This window comes from Paracoccus cavernae (assembly GCF_042430175.1).
Lineage (GTDB): Bacteria > Pseudomonadota > Alphaproteobacteria > Rhodobacterales > Rhodobacteraceae > Paracoccus > Paracoccus cavernae.
On sequence record NZ_JBHMDZ010000035.1, the window covers coordinates 1 to 14,334 of the forward strand.

Here is a 14,334-nt window from a genome sequence, read left to right on the forward strand (position 1 = left end):
GACAAGACGGCGGAAAGCTTCCTCGGCTTCATTGACATCACGTCGATCCGTCTCTGGATCCGCCATTTGTCAACATGACCTAGGCAACCCGTGCGCCGCGACGTTCCAATCGGTCGTCGCGACCTTGGCTGCGCCTATTGCGGTAGCGGCGTGACCGGGCATCGCTGCCAATCCTGCGGCGCTCCGGTGCAGGTGGAAGCAGAGCGCGTTTTCGAGGGTGTCGATGTCGCTGATTGCGATGATCCCTCCCTCCCGCGTTGGTGGTCGCGCCACTGACCCGGATTTCGCCGCGATCTGGCCGCGAAGCCGCCGATTTCGGGCGATTTCGGCCATTTTCGCGACATTTTGGCAACAGGGAGGGGGTGGGTCGAAAGTTCGGAGGGTTTTCGGCCCTAGACCCGCGTCCCCCTCATCTGGAGATTTTTTCTGGTGGATGTGAATTTTGACCTCTTCGGCAACCCCGTTCGGGCCGGGCACGGCAAGCGTGGTCGTCCGACGTTCGAGGTCACGCCGGAAAAGTCCAACAAAATCAGGCTTGGTCTCGCCTTGGGGTGGTCGAATGAGCGCATCGCCAATGCGATTGCCTGCTCGCCTGCGACCCTGAAGCGCTATTTTAGAGCCGAGCTGCAAGAGCGGTTGATGGCGCGCGACCAGTTGGAGCTGCGCCGCTTCGAGCTCGTCATGGAACAGGCCAATGCCGGCAATGTCGGAGCGATCAAGGAACTGGGGCGGATGATGGAACGCAATGACAGCGTCCTCGCTGGTCGTCGTTTCGACGATGCCCAGTCACGGCCGACAGAGCCAAAGGGCAAGCCGATCGGCAAGAAGGAAGCGGCCCAGCTCGCGGCCGAAACTGCGGGCGGTGAGGATTCACTTTGGGGCGATGACCTGACGCCCGTCTTTACGCGTCCGAACTGATGACCGCGCCCATTCGTCCTGAAAGCTGGTCGACGGCGGTTCTGGATTGGGAAGACCGGATCAAGGCGCGGCGCAGCCTCGTACCGGATCTGCCGCTGTTTGATGCGGTTGCGGAAAAGGCGCTACGCATCTTCAAGCGCCTGCGCGTACCGGACATTATCGGAACCCCGACCTACGGCGAGGTCTGCGGGGACTGGGTGTTCGACTTCGTCCGTGCCGTGTTCGGCAGCTACGATCCGGAAACGAAGCGGCGGATGATCCGCGAGTTCTTCCTTCTGGTCCCGAAGAAGAACGGCAAGTCCTCGATCGCCGCCGCGATCATGGTCACGGCGATCATCCTGAACGAGCGTCCGCTCTGCGAGCTGTTGCTGATCGCTCCGACCATCGCTGTCGCGGGGATCAGCTACGATCAGGCTTTGGGGATTATCGCGCTCGATGAGGATCTGCTGAAGGTTCTTCATCCGCAGCCGCATTTGAAGACGATCACGCATCGGATCACCGGCGCGGTCCTGGCGATCAAATCGGCCGACCCGAAAGTCGTGACGGGGACCAAAGCGGCCTATGTGCTGATCGACGAACTGCACGAGTTTGCAGAGATGTCCCGTGCGGCGGCCGTGATGCGCGAGATCAAGGGCGGGCTCGCCGCCCGTCCCGACGGGTTCTTGCTGACGATCACGACCCAGTCGAAGAAGCCGCCCGCAGGCGTCTTCAAGTCGGAGCTGTCGAAGGCTCGGGCGGTGCGGGATGGTGACATCGTTTTGCCTCTGTTGGCGGTGCTGTACGAGCTGCCGCAATCCTTGGCCAAGGACGGTGGTTGGAAGGATCCGAAGACCTGGGCCATGGTCAATCCGGCACTCGGTGCATCGGTTCAGCCCGAGTTCTTGGCCGACGAATTGATTGCGGCCGAGGCCGACGGGATCGAGGCGCTGGTTCTTCTGGCGAGCCAGCACTTCAACGTGCAGATCGGCATGGGGCTACGCGCGGACCGTTGGCCCGGCGCGATCCATTGGGAAAAGTGCGGAGATCCCGATCTGACCTTGGACGAACTGATCCGGCGCTCGGAGGTTTGCGTTGTCGGGGTTGATGGCGGCGGGCTCGACGATCTTTTCGCTCTGGCCGTCATCGGTCGCGACAAGGAGACGCGCGATTGGCTGCATTGGGCACATGCCTGGGCCTATCCGGACGTGTTTGAGTATCGCAAAGAGATCGCGCCCCGCCTTCGGGACTTCGAGGCGGCAGGTGATCTGACGCTTTGCGAAACTGTTGGCGACGATGTGCGCGGGGCTGTGGATGTCATCGAGCAGCTCGAGGAAGCGGGATTGCTGCCGATGGATACACCCGCGATCGGGCTCGATGCTCACGGTATCGCCGAGCTTCTGGACGAGCTCGAGGCCCGCGGCTTCGGCGATGATCGCCTGATCAGCGTCGGGCAGGGATGGAAGCTCCAGCAAGCCGTTGTGACATTGCCGCGCCGCCTGAAGAACCGGCAGCTTGTTCACGGTGCCAGCGACATGATGGCGTGGAACGTCGGCAACGCCAAAGCGGAGCTGAAGGGCAGCAATTACATCGTGACCAAGCAGGTTGCCGGCAGCGCCAAGATCGATGCGCTGATGGCCACCTTCAACGCGGCGATGCTGATGTTTGGCAATCCGGTGGCCTCTGGTCGCTCGGTTTACGAAGAACGCGGGATTTTGGTGATCTGATGGGATATTTTAACCGCCTTGGCGCGGCGCTGCTCGGTCAAGGCGGGGTAAAAGCTGCGGTGTCCGACAGCCCGCCCAGCTATGAGCTGACCGATCCACGCATCGTCGAATTGATGACGGCGCTCGGCCGGATCGAGAGCGGGGCACAGGTCTCGGTCGCCAGCGCCCTGCGCAACACGACCGTCTTTCGCTGTGTCAGCCTGATCAGCTTTGCGATGGGGATGCTGCCTTTGCAGCTGCACCACAGCAAGGACCGCAGCAAGGCGCGCGAGCATCCGCTTTATGCTTTGCTCGCGGTCCAACCGAACGATTGGCAGTCGGCCTTCGACTTCAAGTCGTGGATGCAGTTGCAGGCGCTGGTGCGGGGCGATGCTTTCGCGTTGATCGTGCGCAGTATGGGCCGCCCGATCCGGCTCGTGCCGCTAAAGCCGGGCACGGTGACGGTAATACAGCGTGCAGATTGGGCCGTCGAATACCACTACCAAGCCTCGCGCGGCGGCAAACGGATCTTTGGTGCAAGCGAGATTCTGCATCTGCGCGGTCTGTCGGAAGACGGGTTGCGCGGCATGTCGTTGGTCAAACAGGCGGCAGAGGCGATCGGGCTGGCCGCTCAGGCCCAAAAGGCAGCGGGGCGGCTGTTCAAACAGGGCATGATCGTCGGCGGCATCCTGAAGCATCCAAACAAGCTCAGCCCGGAGGCATTCGAGCGCCTGAAGGCCAGCCTCGAGGCGCGGCGCGGGGCCGAGGGTGCCTATAAAGAGATGATCCTCGAAGAGGGGATGTCCTGGGATACGCCCGCTTCGACCAGTCGCGACAGCCAGCATCTGGAAATGCGGGGCATGCAGATCGAGGAGATCGCGCGGGTCTTTGGCGTCCCGCGCCCGCTGCTGATGCTTGACGACACCTCATGGGGCTCGGGGATCGATGTGCTTGGCCAGTTCTTCGTGCGCTATGGCCTCGCGCCATGGTTCACGGCTTGGGAGCAGGCGATCCGCCGTTCGGTTCTGACCGGCGCGGAAAAGGAAGATCTTTACGCCAAGTTCAACGACGGTGCGCTCCTGCGCGGTTCGATGAAAGACCAGTCCGATTTCTTCGCCAAAGCGCTCGGCGCCGGCGGCCACCATCCTTGGATGACCACCAAAGAGGTCCGCGACCTGCAGGACCTGGGCGAGATCGATCCCAAAGACTTGCCGCCCGCTTTGGGCCAGCGAAAGGAGAAGGGCGATGAGCCTTCGCAAACTGCCTGAGATTTCTGCGGCGCGGCTACCGACGGTTTGCGCCTTCGAGCCGGACGCCGATGCGGTCGAGCGCTGGAGCCCAGGGGTGACGGCCGCTGTCTCGGGCGAAACGACGATCAGCATCCTCGATGTCATCGGTGAGGATTACTGGAGCGGTGGCGGCGTGACTTCGAAACGGGTTGCAGCTGCTTTGCGCGCGATCGGCGAACAGGATGTTGTGGTCGACATCAACTCGCCCGGTGGGGACTTTTTCGAGGGCGTGGCGATCTATAACGCTCTGCGCGCTCACCCGCGCAAGGTCACGGTGCGCATCATTGGTCTCGCAGCTTCCGCCGCCTCGGTCATTGCGATGGCTGGCGACGAGATCCAGATCGGAAAGGCGGGCTTTCTCATGATCCACAACTCTTGGGTCATGGCGATCGGCAACCGCCACGATCTCGCCGATGCGGCGCGGACGATGGAGCCCTTCGACGATGCCATGGCCACGGTATACAGTGATCGGGCAGGTGTCGAGAAAGCCAAAGCCGCCGAATGGATGGACGGCGAGACATGGTTCAACGGCGCGCAGGCTTTGCAGGAAGGCTTGGCCGATAGCTTCCTCTCTGCCGATGCTGTCGCCGAAGACAAGGCCAAGGCCGAGGCTGTACGCGGGGTGAATGCCACGCGCCGGATCGATGCCCGCCTCGCCAAAACTGGAATGCCTCGGACGGAACGCCGCGCGCTTCTGGCCGAGCTGAAAGGGGGCATGCACGGCGCTGTCCCGCCCGCTACGCATGACGCTGGCGCACTGGTCGCAGCCCTCGCTGCGGCATCCCTGACAATCCGGTCATAACGGAGGTATCCCATGACCAAACACTTTCCTCCCGCGAAAGCTCGCGGGATTGTCGCCGTGCGCGCCGATGGTGATGCGCTGACAATGATCCGGGCGCTGAATTCTGACTGGCAGGCGCATAAGGACGCGCAGGCGGAAAAGGACAAGCAGCTCGCCGCCCGCTTCGACGACGTGGTCACGACCGACAAGCTCGCCAAGATCGAGGCTTCGGTCGGCGCGCTCACCGGCGCGCTCGACGATGCCAATGCCAGGCTCGCAGCACTGACGCTGAACGGGACCGGCGCACAGGACGAGCGCAGCGAGGAAGAGCGCGACTATTCCGCCAAGTTCGACGCGTGGTTTCGCTCGGGCGAGGGCGAGCGCGACTTGAAGGCGCTGGCCAAGGCCGGCGGGATCAAGGCGGCCTATTCGGTCGGCTCCGACCCCGATGGCGGATATACCGCGCCGGTGGAATGGGATCGCACCATTACCGACAGGCGCGTGGAAGTTTCGCCGATGCGGCAATATGCGGGCGTCCAGTCGGTTTCGGGGCAGGGCTTCAAAAAGCTCTACAACGTCCACGGCACGGCGGCGGCGTGGGTTGGTGAAACCGATGCGCGCGCGCAGACTGACGGATCGAAACTGGTCGAGTATGAATTTGCCTTTGGCGAGATCTATGCCAATCCGGCAGCGACCGAGCGGATCCTCGAGGACAGCGAGATCGACATCGCCAACTGGCTCGCCGGTGAGGTCAATACCGAGTTCGCGCGTCAGGAAGGCCTTGCCTTCATCAACGGCGACGGCGTCAACAAGCCCAAGGGTCTGTTGCGCTATGATGCCGCGACCGAGACCGCGCTTCCGGCTGCGCAGCGTCACCCCCTCGGGCCGGTTGGCGAGGTTGTCAGCGGTGATGCGGCCGCACTGACCCCCGACGGTTTGATCGACCTGATTTACGATCTTCCCGAGGACCGTTCGACCGGTGCGGCGCTTTACGCAAACCGCAAGACCCATGCGGTCATCCGCAAGATGAAAGACGGCGACGGCAATTTCCTGTGGTCGCCGCCCTTCCAGGCGGGACAGCCCGCTCAGGTTTTGGGGCAGGCGATCCGCGAATTGTCGGGCCTTCCGGACGTCGCTGCCAATGCCGTGCCGATCGTCTTCGGCAATATGGCGGAGGGTTACCGGATCTTCGATCGCGTCGGCATTTCGGTGCTGCGCGATCCCTACACCAACAAGCCTTTTGTCATGTTCTACACCCGCAAACGCGTCGGCGGCGGGCTGTGGAACCCTGAATGGCTGCGTTACCACCGCGTCGCAGCCTGATCCGGCGCGGTGCGTTGAACCGGAGGGGCGGCATTGCCGCCCCTTTCTTTCGGCAACAGGAGGCCAATCATGGCAAAGCTGACCAAGGCCATCACCGGCGTGCCGGATGGTGAAATCTACCCGCAAGAGATTCCGGCAGGGGCCGAATGCCCGCCCGCCCTGCATGATTATGCCGCCAGCATCGGCGCCTTTGAAGAAGTGACGGACGGCGATGTGATGGTGTCCGTCGAATTCGATCCGCACTCGAATGCCGCCTATCAGGAGGCGCTGGCCGAGCTGCAGCGTATGGCGGGAGATCTCGATGCACGCTCGGAAGCGCTCGATGCCCGCGAAGCCGATCTTGTTGCTCGTGCGCAAGATTTGGACCTCCGCCACGCCGATCTGGAGACGTGCGACGCGGATCTGGCGGTGCGTGTTGCAGCTTTCGAAGCGAGCCAAGCCGCGAATCCGGCGGATGCGGGCCAAGCTGTGGAAGACGCAGATCTCGACAAGGCGGATGCCCCGAAGGCAAAGCGGGGTGCCAAGACTGACGCGGGCGAGCCGTCGGCATGATCCCGCGCCGCATCGTCCCGCCGGTCGATCAGTTGGTCATGCTCGAGGATGCCAAGGCGCATTGTCGGGTTGATGGTGACGACAGCAACGTGCTGATGCAGGGCTATATCGACGCCGCGATGGCTTATCTCGACGGCTATCGCGGCGTGCTTGGCCGGTGCATCATGGCGCAGGATTGGGAAATCGACCTGGCTTGCGCGGGTCGTCATCGCTTGCCGCTGCCCGATGCAATCTCGGCCAGCGCGCGCGATGCCGCGGGTGATCCGGTCGCGGTCGAGCTCCACCACGATGCGCGCGGCAGCAGCGTCACGATTGCAGGTCCAGCCACCGTCAGCTTCAAGGCGGCGCTACCGGAAGAATTGCTGCCGAGCCTGCGCGTCGCAGCCCTGCTGCTGATCGGGCATTGGTTCGAGAACCGCGAGGCGGTCTCGGAGCGGTCTATGGCCAGCCTGCCGATGTCGGTCGATGCCCTGATCGCCCCGATCCGGTGGTATGCGCCATGACGGCGGGAATGCTCTCGAAGCTCGCCACCTTTCAGCGGCCGCACAAAGCCAAAGATGCCGACGGTAAGGTTATCCATACCTACCCTGAAGCCTTCAAGGCTTGGGTCAATCTCAAGCCGCTGCGCGGTGGCGAAAGCGTCATGGCATCGCGGATGCAATCGCGGGCGCCCGCGATCGTGACCTTTCGGACCTCGACGCAGGCGCGCGAGGTCACCTCTGAATGGCGGGTGGTGATCGACGGGCGGATCTATGAGACCAAAGAGGATCCGCGCGAGACACAGGACCGGGCCTTGTTTGAGATGCTGGTCGAGGGTGGTGGCAATGCGGGCAGGTAGAGCGATCCGTCAGGCGGTCATCGCGCGCCTCGAGGCCGAGGTTCCGGCGCTGACCGGTGTTTATGACAGAGCCACCGAAAGTGAGGCCTATCCGTATGTCTCGCTCGGGCCGAGCTTCTGGAATGATGAGAGCGTCGAGTGCATCGAGGCCCGCAGCTACACGCTTCAGGTCGATGTTTGGTGCACCGACGGAAAGGGGGCGGCCGAGGATGTCGTGGACGATGTCTCGACCGCGCTCAACGGCTGGATGGATCAGGACGCGGTAACGGCGCATCCTGCGCGCGTCACGCTGGTTCGCGTCATGGATGATCCGACAGGATGTGTGCATGGGGTCGTGCAGGTCGAGGTGGAGGTGGAAGGGTAGGTTACCTTCGCACCTTTCCGGGATTCGACCTTATACGACGAATGGGTGATTGCTGCTGTTTCAACCTCCGTACAGGCTCTCAGTATCGAAATCGCTTAGGGAGTGAGCCAATGGATTGGAACGCTAATAGAAGCCACCTGATGGGAGGTGTCGGCAAGCTTGCTCAACTGTCCCCGGACACGGTGCAGGGATATCTGACTGCGAGTGGCGCTGGAAAGAAGACCGGACATCTCGACGAAAAGACGCGCCAACTGATTTCGTTGGCAGTTGCTGTGACCACCCGTTGCGATGGCTGTCTCTCGGTTCATTCGAATGAGGCTCTGAAGGCTGGAGCCACTCGCGAAGAGGTCGCAGAAGCATTGGGAGTTGCCGTTGCAATGAATGCCGGCGCGGCCTTGGTATACTCGACGCGCGCACTTGAGGCTTTTGACAACGCCGACAAGAGCTGATCAACGACATTTTCCGGGCGTGATGTGCCCTTCATAAAGCTTTTTAAAAGCCCCTTACGAGGGGCTTTTTCATGTCGCGTAGCAGGATGGATCAGGACGCGGTGACGGCGCATCCCGCGCGCGTCACGCTGGTTCGCGTCATGGACGATCCCTCGGGGTGCATTCATTGCGTTGTGCAGGTCGAGATCGGTGTGGAGGCTTAAACTTTTTGCGAGCAAACGCGCGGGCAACAATGTCGTCGGCTTTGAGCGCCCCAACTATCGGGGGGCTCAGCAGTTCAAGAATACGCTAGAATTGACGCCTCGATAGCCCCTACATGTTGATAGAGGTCCGACGGCGATGACACGCGGATCTTGGTTTCATTCTTCTCCGTGTCAAAAACGCCCAGGTTTTTTGTCGTCGTCGAGTTGAAGTATAGGCGGCAGATTGGCCTTCGGTTGTTGTCGTCCATCAAGATGGCGCAATAGCTTTTAGCATCTCGCAAGGTGACGCGATCGATTGGAACATGCTTCGCTGCAATAGCTCGAACGATCATAAAAGCTTCGCGTTCTTCATCGGTTGTAACGATCTCCCCGTCACCTTCTTGAGCATCGTCGTCCGCTTGAGATTGGGTGCTTGAGATCTCCGGGCGTAGTGTGATGCTCAGCTTGTCTTGGATTCTGTCTCTAATGATTTCGTCCAATGCCGATTGGATCGCGGGTCTCAGCACTTCTGTCACGCCCTTAGTGATAGCTCCGTCATGGATTTGCCTGCCGATAAGTCGCACAAAGTCGTCGTCTGGGTCGTCCAGTTGCTTCTTTAGGTAGGCCGCAGCTTGTTGGGTGTACTTCAGATTGGATGCCGCCTCGATAATGGATTCGATCGCAAAACTGCCCTTCTGAAAGCGCGCCAACTCGTCAATGTCCGCCTTGTCGTACTTCTGGAAATTGAACGTAAAAAACGGCTTCTTGTCCATTTTGTTTGGTTCGTCTGTGTCGGAAAAGAACCACGCTTCCCTTCCGTTTGTCAGGATCGCCAGTCTGGCTTCAGTCACCGAAAAATAGCGGAAAAGCTGGCTGAACTGTGCCTCTCCTAGGCGAGTGCTGACCGGCTTCGCCTCTATGAGCATAGCAATTTTTCCATCGATTTTTACGACAAAGTCGACCTTTTCGCCTTTTTTGACACCCACATCGGCAATGAACTCCGGCGTGACTTCGTCCAGATTAAAAACGTCAAATCCAAGCGCTTGGATAAATGGCAGAATAACAGATGTTTTCGTAGCCTCTTCAGTTAAGGCCTGGCGCTCAGCTGTTTTTGACCTGGTGGCAAGGGCATCTATACGTTCTGAAAAAATGGACACTGATCCCTCCATTGATGCGATTTTACTCAACCGTAAGCGGATCGTTGCCGATTCTGGGAGTCTTATTAATGGTCAACGGAATTCCACAGATGCAGGCGATGTTTCGACGCAAGGCCAAGGCGGTGATCGCAGCGGCTCGGACATCGGCAAAGCAGGGCGGTGATGAGGTCGCCGATGCAGTCCGTTACCTGGCGCCACGCGATCAGGGCGAACTGGTGGCGTCGGTGCGCGTTGAGCAGGCCGATACAGTCAAAACCCGAAAGGGAGACCGCGAGTTTATCGGTGTTATTGTCAAAGCGGGTGATGCGAGCACGACCATTAGTAATGACGCCGGTGAGATCTTCCAGAACGCGCGCATTCAGGAGTTTGGCACGAAAAACATGCCGGCCAACCCATTCTTTTTCCCGGCTTGGCGGCTAAATCGCGCGCGCATTCGCAGCCGCATCAGCGGTAGCGTATCCAAAGCATGGAAGAACGGTTGATATGCGCAAAAGAAAGCAATGGCTGGTCGTTCTATACTTCGAATGGTCGCCGAGCAGGAATGTCGTGATGACCTTTCCGGTCGGGCAAATCCTGTCCGGCCTGACGCGCGCCTGTATCCGGCACGCGGGGGACTGCATCCAAGAGATCAGGGCAGAATAGCCCTGCCGCCCATTCAGCTGCCCTTGGGCAAGGCGCTGCAACTAAATAGGAGCCAGTCATGGCTAAACCGACCACCTACGTTGGGTCGAGCGTTGCCTTGTTTCTGCAGGGTACGCCGATCACGACCTGGACGCGCCCCTGCGGCTTGACCAACCATACGATCACTTTCTCCAAGAACACCCAAGATACTACCGTTCCCGATTGCGATGACCTTGAAGCGGCAGCGTGGGTCGAGCGTGGCGTGGAAAGCCTCGATATGAATGGGTCCGGCTCTGGCGTTCTGGCTGCCGAGTCGGTTGAGCGTTGGTGGGAAGCATTCAATTCAAACGAGAGCATCCCGGCTCGCCTCTACGTCGGCGCTCCGACCGATACCGCCAACGGTCACTATTGGGCAGGAAACATCCACCTCACCCAGTTCGAGGTAACCGGCGAGCGCGGCGGAAAAGCGCAGGTGAACATCTCCTTCGTTTCGGACGGCGAGGTCACCTATAACGATGTGACGGCACCCTGATGGATCCCGCCGTTCTGAACTGGCCTTGCGGAGAGGATCCGTTTCTTCTCCGCATAGGCGAGCTTGAAGCGCTTGACGATCTTACCGCCGAAGGTGTTCTCGACCTGCGGTGGCGGTTGGCTCAGGGCGCGCACCGAGGGAGTTTGGCCTATGCGCCCGTAAAGGTTCGCGAGGTCATTGCCTGCCTCCGCTTGGGGTTGATTGGTGCAGGGATGGACCGCGCCACGGCAGAACGCAAATCGCGCCAAGCGTTCGAGGAAGGCGATATCGGCGCCTTGAACCTCATTGCCTTCACGATTTTGAGCAATGCGTTCGCAGGCAAGGAGCATGATCCCGTGGGGGAGGCGCAAGCGGGGGAGGTGACGGCGAAGGTCAGCGTATCCGCTTCTCCCGCCTCTACGGCAATGGCGTCGCACTCGGGTTCACGCCGGCCCAAGTCAAAGAAATGAGCATGTGGGAGCTGACGGCCTGCCTTGACGGTTGGAACCGGGCTCAAGGGGGCGGGCATCGCCATAACGGCGATCCGTTCACTGACCAAGAGTATGACGCGCTTGTTGCGCTAGGAGAGAGCTGGAATGGCTGAATCTGACGGTGGGCTCGAACTTCCGATCGGTCTGACCGAGAAAAAGTTCGCCCAGCAGCTGGCGCGCATCGAAGCAATGGCAATCAAAACCTCGCGACGCGCTGAAGAGGCCTTCAAGAAATCGAACGCCGCGTCGGCCCGGTCATTTGCGGCCCTCGAGCAGTCAGCAGGTCAATCGTTCCGCGGGCTGCAACAGGCCCTGAAAATCGGTGGCGGGCTGCTTGCAGGTGGTTTTGTCGCCAATCAGGTCAGGCAATTTCTGCGCCTATCGGATGCGGCAACCAAGATGCGCAACTCGCTTCGCGTGGCAGGTTTGAACGGCGAAGAGCTTTCCAGCGTTTACGGAAAGCTGTTCCAGTCGGCTCAGCGCAACTCGGCTCCCATCAGCTCGCTTGTCGATCTCTATTCAAAGCTGTCTTTGACGCAAAAGGAGCTCGGCGTCAGTAGCGATGAGCTGATCCGCTTCACAGACGGGATTGCTGTTGCGCTGCGTGTAGGGGGCACCGATGCCCAGGCGGCCAGCGGCTCGCTCTTGCAGCTGTCGCAGGCGCTTGGCGGTGGCGTCGTGCGTGCCGAGGAATTCAACTCGATCCTTGAGGGCACGCCGACGATCGCGCAGGCGGTTGCGCGCGGGCTGAAAGAGGCGGGTGGTTCGGTCGCCGAGCTGCGCAGGCTGGTGGTCGACGGTAAGGTTTCCAGCAGCGCTTGGTTCCGCGCGTTTCAAGTCGGATCGGAGGAATTGCGACGGCAGGCCGAAACCTCGCAAACCACGGTGGGCCAAGCCTTCACCAAGCTCGGCAACAGCATCCTTGATGTGGTCGGCGAGTTCGACAAGGCGTCGGGCGCTTCGGCATCCTTCGCGCGCGCGATCGGGTCGCTCGGCGACGGGCTCGACAGCTTCGACGCTGAGGGCTTTATCGCGCGCATTCGCAGCATCGCGCAGGCCTTTTCCGAGGCGGAGGCCGCGGGGACCGTGTGGCTCAACAATATCGGGAACGCCGATATCTGGAGCAGGCTGAACGAGGCCACAGGCACCACCGTCAACGGCCAATTCGTCAACCCCGATTTCAATGACGCTCAAGCCAAGATCGGGGTGATGGAGGGCGAGATTGAAAAGCTTCAGGCTCAGATCGAACACCAGACGACTTTGGGTTTCGATCCGAGCGAAGCCATTGCACGACTGGCCCAGCTCCGCAGCGAACTTGCCGCGTTCAAGGCCGAGGCATCGGGCATCGCGCAGTTTGTGACCGACCTTAAAACCCGCACACCGGTCGAGGCGCCGGCGGCTGTCACTACCGGAGAATTCTATGATGGCACGGGGTATAAGCCCCCGACGCCAGCTCCTGTTTCCGCCCCAGTCAGCATCGCAGACTTTCCGACAGCTCCCACGAAACCAAAGGGTGGATCGGGTGGCGGCGGACGGAAGAAAACTGGCGGTGGCGGCTCCAAGCGCGATAAGAGCCCCGCGGACATTCTTGGCATTGGCGCGGATGAGGTTCGCGATATCGAGAGGTCGATTCAACTCATCGGTTTGACCACGAAAGAGGCCGCGACTCTCGAGGCGCAATGGGAAATGCTCGACGCGGCGAAAAAAGCAGGCGTTCCGGTCAATGATAAGCTCAATGCTCAAATTGCGGCCCAGGCCGAACAGGTCGGTAATTTGGCAGCCGAGCTTGAGGCTGCCGAGGTGAAGCAGCAGCAATTCGATGATGCGATTGACGGGATCGCAGATTCCTTTGCCGGTGCGCTATTGGCAGGCGAAAGCCTACGCGATGGATTGGCGCAGGTGCTCAAACAGATCGCGAGCGATATTCTCGGCAGCGGGATCCGTGATGCGCTGCGTTCGCAGTTTGCGGGCACGGGCGGCGGCGGGTTTCTCTCCAGCCTGCTTGGCGGCTTCTTCGGCGGCGGGGACGCCCTGTCAGGCGCCCTTCGCGGCGCAGGCCTCCCCGCGCGCGCCAATGGCGGCAGCGTCCGATCGGGACAGGCTTATCTGGTCAACGAGAACACCGCGAACAGCGAGGTCTTCGTGCCGTCGATGAGCGGGGCGATCCTCAACGTGCCGCAGGCGCAGGCAGCGCTGCGGGGCGGGCAGGGCGGAGGCAACGCAACCTTCGCCCCTCAAATCCATATTGCCGGCGACGCCAGCGAAAAGACGATCCAGATCATGGAGGCCATGCTGGCGCGCGAGAACGACAAATTCGTCTCGCGATGGCGGCTGGCGCAGAAAGAAGTCGGTCAGAGGACATAATGCCGGAAATTATTGATTGGCCGTGTGATCTCGGCGTCCGCGATACCGACTTCTTCCTGAAGTGGACCACGCGAAGCGCCGGAAGATCACTCGCGGGCCACGAACAGATCGTCGGCGTCAATGCGGCGGTCTGGGAGGTCTCGCTCACCTTTGCGCGGACCTTCGACGGGGATCGCCTGCGTCGGTTCGAGGCGCTGGTCGCGCGTATGCGTGGGCGCCAGAACGTCGCGGCCCTCTGCGTCTGCGACCCCTATCGCTATGGCCCGCGCGTCGCGCCCCAGCAGTGGCCGCATGATGACGGGACGTGGTTCTCGGACGGGACGGGCTATGCAGACGGCCCGACCGGTGCGATGCAGCCGCTTCTCGCGAGTGCACCCGCCGCCGTCGGCGCGACCTCGGTTTCGGTCGGGTTGACCAATCCGGTGCGGCCGAACCTGCGGATCGGCGACATGTTTTCGCGCAGCGGCTTTCTTTACCGCACGGTCGGGGTCGCAGGCAATGTCGTGCAGTTCGAGCCGCCTTTGCGCCGCGCGATTGCGGTTGATGACTCACTTACGACCAACCCGCCCAAGTTCTTCGGACGCTTTGCGACGGATGACGAAGGTCGGCGTGTCCGCGAGAACCTCAAATGGGGCGCGCAGGTCACCGTCAATTTCGTCGAAGCTTTCGATCGGTAGGGGGGATCGGCCGCGCGGGCGATGGCGCTAAGCTTTGGCCGGGAACGCTTCCGCAGTTGCGGATTGCAGCGTGAGCCTGAGGTTTGAGAGGGCGTCGGCCCGGTAGGGATGATCCTCGATCGTGATGCGGGCGAT

Annotated in this window: 17 protein-coding genes; 16 read left to right on the forward strand and 1 reads right to left on the reverse strand. The window is 61.1% G+C overall.

The window, feature by feature from the left end; genetic code table 11:
* Positions 1-429: 429 nt before the first annotated feature.
* From ACFFUC_RS12760 to ACFFUC_RS12810, 11 genes are all read left to right on the forward strand, one after another.
* Complete coding sequence (locus tag ACFFUC_RS12760) at positions 430-918, forward strand: resolvase (protein ID WP_377686758.1); 489 nt, start codon at positions 430-432, stop codon at positions 916-918.
* Positions 918-2,621: a terminase large subunit gene (locus ACFFUC_RS12765; RefSeq protein ID WP_377686760.1), complete on the forward strand. Its 1,704-nt coding sequence runs from the start codon at positions 918-920 to the stop codon at positions 2,619-2,621. Before ACFFUC_RS12760 ends, ACFFUC_RS12765 begins: the two co-directional genes overlap by 1 nt.
* On the forward strand, positions 2,621-3,868 hold the full coding sequence (locus tag ACFFUC_RS12770; protein WP_377686761.1) for a phage portal protein: 1,248 nt from the start codon (positions 2,621-2,623) through the stop codon (positions 3,866-3,868). Before ACFFUC_RS12765 ends, ACFFUC_RS12770 begins: the two co-directional genes overlap by 1 nt.
* Complete coding sequence (locus ACFFUC_RS12775; protein WP_377686763.1) at positions 3,846-4,691, forward strand: head maturation protease, ClpP-related; 846 nt, start codon at positions 3,846-3,848, stop codon at positions 4,689-4,691. Before ACFFUC_RS12770 ends, ACFFUC_RS12775 begins: the two co-directional genes overlap by 23 nt.
* Before the next feature lie 12 nt (positions 4,692-4,703).
* A complete protein-coding gene (locus ACFFUC_RS12780; RefSeq protein WP_377686765.1) occupies positions 4,704-5,993 on the forward strand; it encodes a phage major capsid protein in 1,290 nt (429 codons plus the stop codon).
* Positions 5,994-6,062: 69 nt separating this feature from the next.
* Positions 6,063-6,545, forward strand: a complete 483-nt coding sequence (locus ACFFUC_RS12785; RefSeq protein WP_377686767.1) for a hypothetical protein — start codon at positions 6,063-6,065, stop codon at positions 6,543-6,545.
* Positions 6,542-7,048 (forward strand): head-tail connector protein, encoded by a 507-nt coding sequence (locus tag ACFFUC_RS12790; protein ID WP_377686769.1) that lies wholly within the window; start codon positions 6,542-6,544, stop codon positions 7,046-7,048. Before ACFFUC_RS12785 ends, ACFFUC_RS12790 begins: the two co-directional genes overlap by 4 nt.
* Positions 7,045-7,383: a phage head closure protein gene (locus tag ACFFUC_RS12795; RefSeq protein WP_377686771.1), complete on the forward strand. Its 339-nt coding sequence runs from the start codon at positions 7,045-7,047 to the stop codon at positions 7,381-7,383. Before ACFFUC_RS12790 ends, ACFFUC_RS12795 begins: the two co-directional genes overlap by 4 nt.
* Entirely contained in the window at positions 7,370-7,747 is a 378-nt protein-coding gene (locus ACFFUC_RS12800; protein WP_377686773.1) for a DUF3168 domain-containing protein, read from the forward strand. Before ACFFUC_RS12795 ends, ACFFUC_RS12800 begins: the two co-directional genes overlap by 14 nt.
* Before the next feature lie 110 nt (positions 7,748-7,857).
* Positions 7,858-8,196, forward strand: coding sequence for a carboxymuconolactone decarboxylase family protein (locus ACFFUC_RS12805; RefSeq protein WP_377686775.1), 339 nt, complete (start codon positions 7,858-7,860; stop codon positions 8,194-8,196).
* A 71-nt stretch (positions 8,197-8,267) separates the two neighbouring features.
* Entirely contained in the window at positions 8,268-8,399 is a 132-nt protein-coding gene (locus ACFFUC_RS12810) for a hypothetical protein (protein WP_377686777.1), read from the forward strand.
* Between the two features lie 74 nt (positions 8,400-8,473).
* On the opposite strand, the gene ACFFUC_RS12815 is transcribed toward ACFFUC_RS12810, so the two are convergent.
* Positions 8,474-9,535: a type I restriction endonuclease gene (locus ACFFUC_RS12815; RefSeq protein ID WP_377686779.1), complete on the reverse strand. Its 1,062-nt coding sequence runs from the start codon at positions 9,533-9,535 to the stop codon at positions 8,474-8,476.
* A 68-nt stretch (positions 9,536-9,603) separates the two neighbouring features.
* On the opposite strand from ACFFUC_RS12815, the gene ACFFUC_RS12820 reads away from it, so the two are divergent.
* The 5 genes from ACFFUC_RS12820 (at position 9,604) to ACFFUC_RS12840 (ending at position 14,199) form a co-directional block, all read left to right on the forward strand.
* Positions 9,604-10,017 carry an HK97-gp10 family putative phage morphogenesis protein gene (locus ACFFUC_RS12820; RefSeq protein WP_377686781.1) on the forward strand — a complete coding sequence of 138 codons (414 nt, stop codon included), beginning with the start codon at positions 9,604-9,606 and terminating at the stop codon, positions 10,015-10,017.
* 218 nt (positions 10,018-10,235) lie between these two features.
* On the forward strand, positions 10,236-10,688 hold the full coding sequence (locus tag ACFFUC_RS12825; RefSeq protein WP_377686783.1) for a phage tail tube protein: 453 nt from the start codon (positions 10,236-10,238) through the stop codon (positions 10,686-10,688).
* Positions 10,688-11,137, forward strand: coding sequence for a GTA-gp10 family protein (locus tag ACFFUC_RS12830; RefSeq protein WP_377686785.1), 450 nt, complete (start codon positions 10,688-10,690; stop codon positions 11,135-11,137). Before ACFFUC_RS12825 ends, ACFFUC_RS12830 begins: the two co-directional genes overlap by 1 nt.
* Positions 11,138-11,263: 126 nt before the next feature.
* Positions 11,264-13,522, forward strand: coding sequence for a tape measure protein (locus ACFFUC_RS12835; protein ID WP_377686787.1), 2,259 nt, complete (start codon positions 11,264-11,266; stop codon positions 13,520-13,522).
* Positions 13,522-14,199: a hypothetical protein gene (locus tag ACFFUC_RS12840; protein ID WP_377686789.1), complete on the forward strand. Its 678-nt coding sequence runs from the start codon at positions 13,522-13,524 to the stop codon at positions 14,197-14,199. The genes ACFFUC_RS12835 and ACFFUC_RS12840 overlap by 1 nt, the downstream gene beginning before the upstream one ends.
* Positions 14,200-14,334: the final 135 nt, after the last annotated feature.

What these genes read in the sequence shown, in the direction of transcription:
- ACFFUC_RS12830 (WP_377686785.1), top strand. Translation starts at nt 10,688, where the DNA reads ATGGATCCCGCCGTTCTGAACTGGCCTTGCGGAGAGGATCCGTTTCTT.
- ACFFUC_RS12800 (WP_377686773.1), top strand. Translation starts at nt 7,370, where the DNA reads ATGCGGGCAGGTAGAGCGATCCGTCAGGCGGTCATCGCGCGCCTCGAG.
- ACFFUC_RS12795 (WP_377686771.1), top strand. Translation starts at nt 7,045, where the DNA reads ATGACGGCGGGAATGCTCTCGAAGCTCGCCACCTTTCAGCGGCCGCAC.
- ACFFUC_RS12765 (WP_377686760.1), top strand. Translation starts at nt 918, where the DNA reads ATGACCGCGCCCATTCGTCCTGAAAGCTGGTCGACGGCGGTTCTGGAT.
- ACFFUC_RS12805 (WP_377686775.1), top strand. Translation starts at nt 7,858, where the DNA reads ATGGATTGGAACGCTAATAGAAGCCACCTGATGGGAGGTGTCGGCAAG.
- ACFFUC_RS12820 (WP_377686781.1), top strand. Translation starts at nt 9,604, where the DNA reads ATGGTCAACGGAATTCCACAGATGCAGGCGATGTTTCGACGCAAGGCC.
- ACFFUC_RS12775 (WP_377686763.1), top strand. Translation starts at nt 3,846, where the DNA reads ATGAGCCTTCGCAAACTGCCTGAGATTTCTGCGGCGCGGCTACCGACG.
- ACFFUC_RS12840 (WP_377686789.1), top strand. Translation starts at nt 13,522, where the DNA reads ATGCCGGAAATTATTGATTGGCCGTGTGATCTCGGCGTCCGCGATACC.
- ACFFUC_RS12785 (WP_377686767.1), top strand. Translation starts at nt 6,063, where the DNA reads ATGGCAAAGCTGACCAAGGCCATCACCGGCGTGCCGGATGGTGAAATC.
- ACFFUC_RS12825 (WP_377686783.1), top strand. Translation starts at nt 10,236, where the DNA reads ATGGCTAAACCGACCACCTACGTTGGGTCGAGCGTTGCCTTGTTTCTG.
- ACFFUC_RS12790 (WP_377686769.1), top strand. Translation starts at nt 6,542, where the DNA reads ATGATCCCGCGCCGCATCGTCCCGCCGGTCGATCAGTTGGTCATGCTC.
- ACFFUC_RS12835 (WP_377686787.1), top strand. Translation starts at nt 11,264, where the DNA reads ATGGCTGAATCTGACGGTGGGCTCGAACTTCCGATCGGTCTGACCGAG.
- ACFFUC_RS12780 (WP_377686765.1), top strand. Translation starts at nt 4,704, where the DNA reads ATGACCAAACACTTTCCTCCCGCGAAAGCTCGCGGGATTGTCGCCGTG.
- ACFFUC_RS12810 (WP_377686777.1), top strand. Translation starts at nt 8,268, where the DNA reads ATGTCGCGTAGCAGGATGGATCAGGACGCGGTGACGGCGCATCCCGCG.
- ACFFUC_RS12770 (WP_377686761.1), top strand. Translation starts at nt 2,621, where the DNA reads ATGGGATATTTTAACCGCCTTGGCGCGGCGCTGCTCGGTCAAGGCGGG.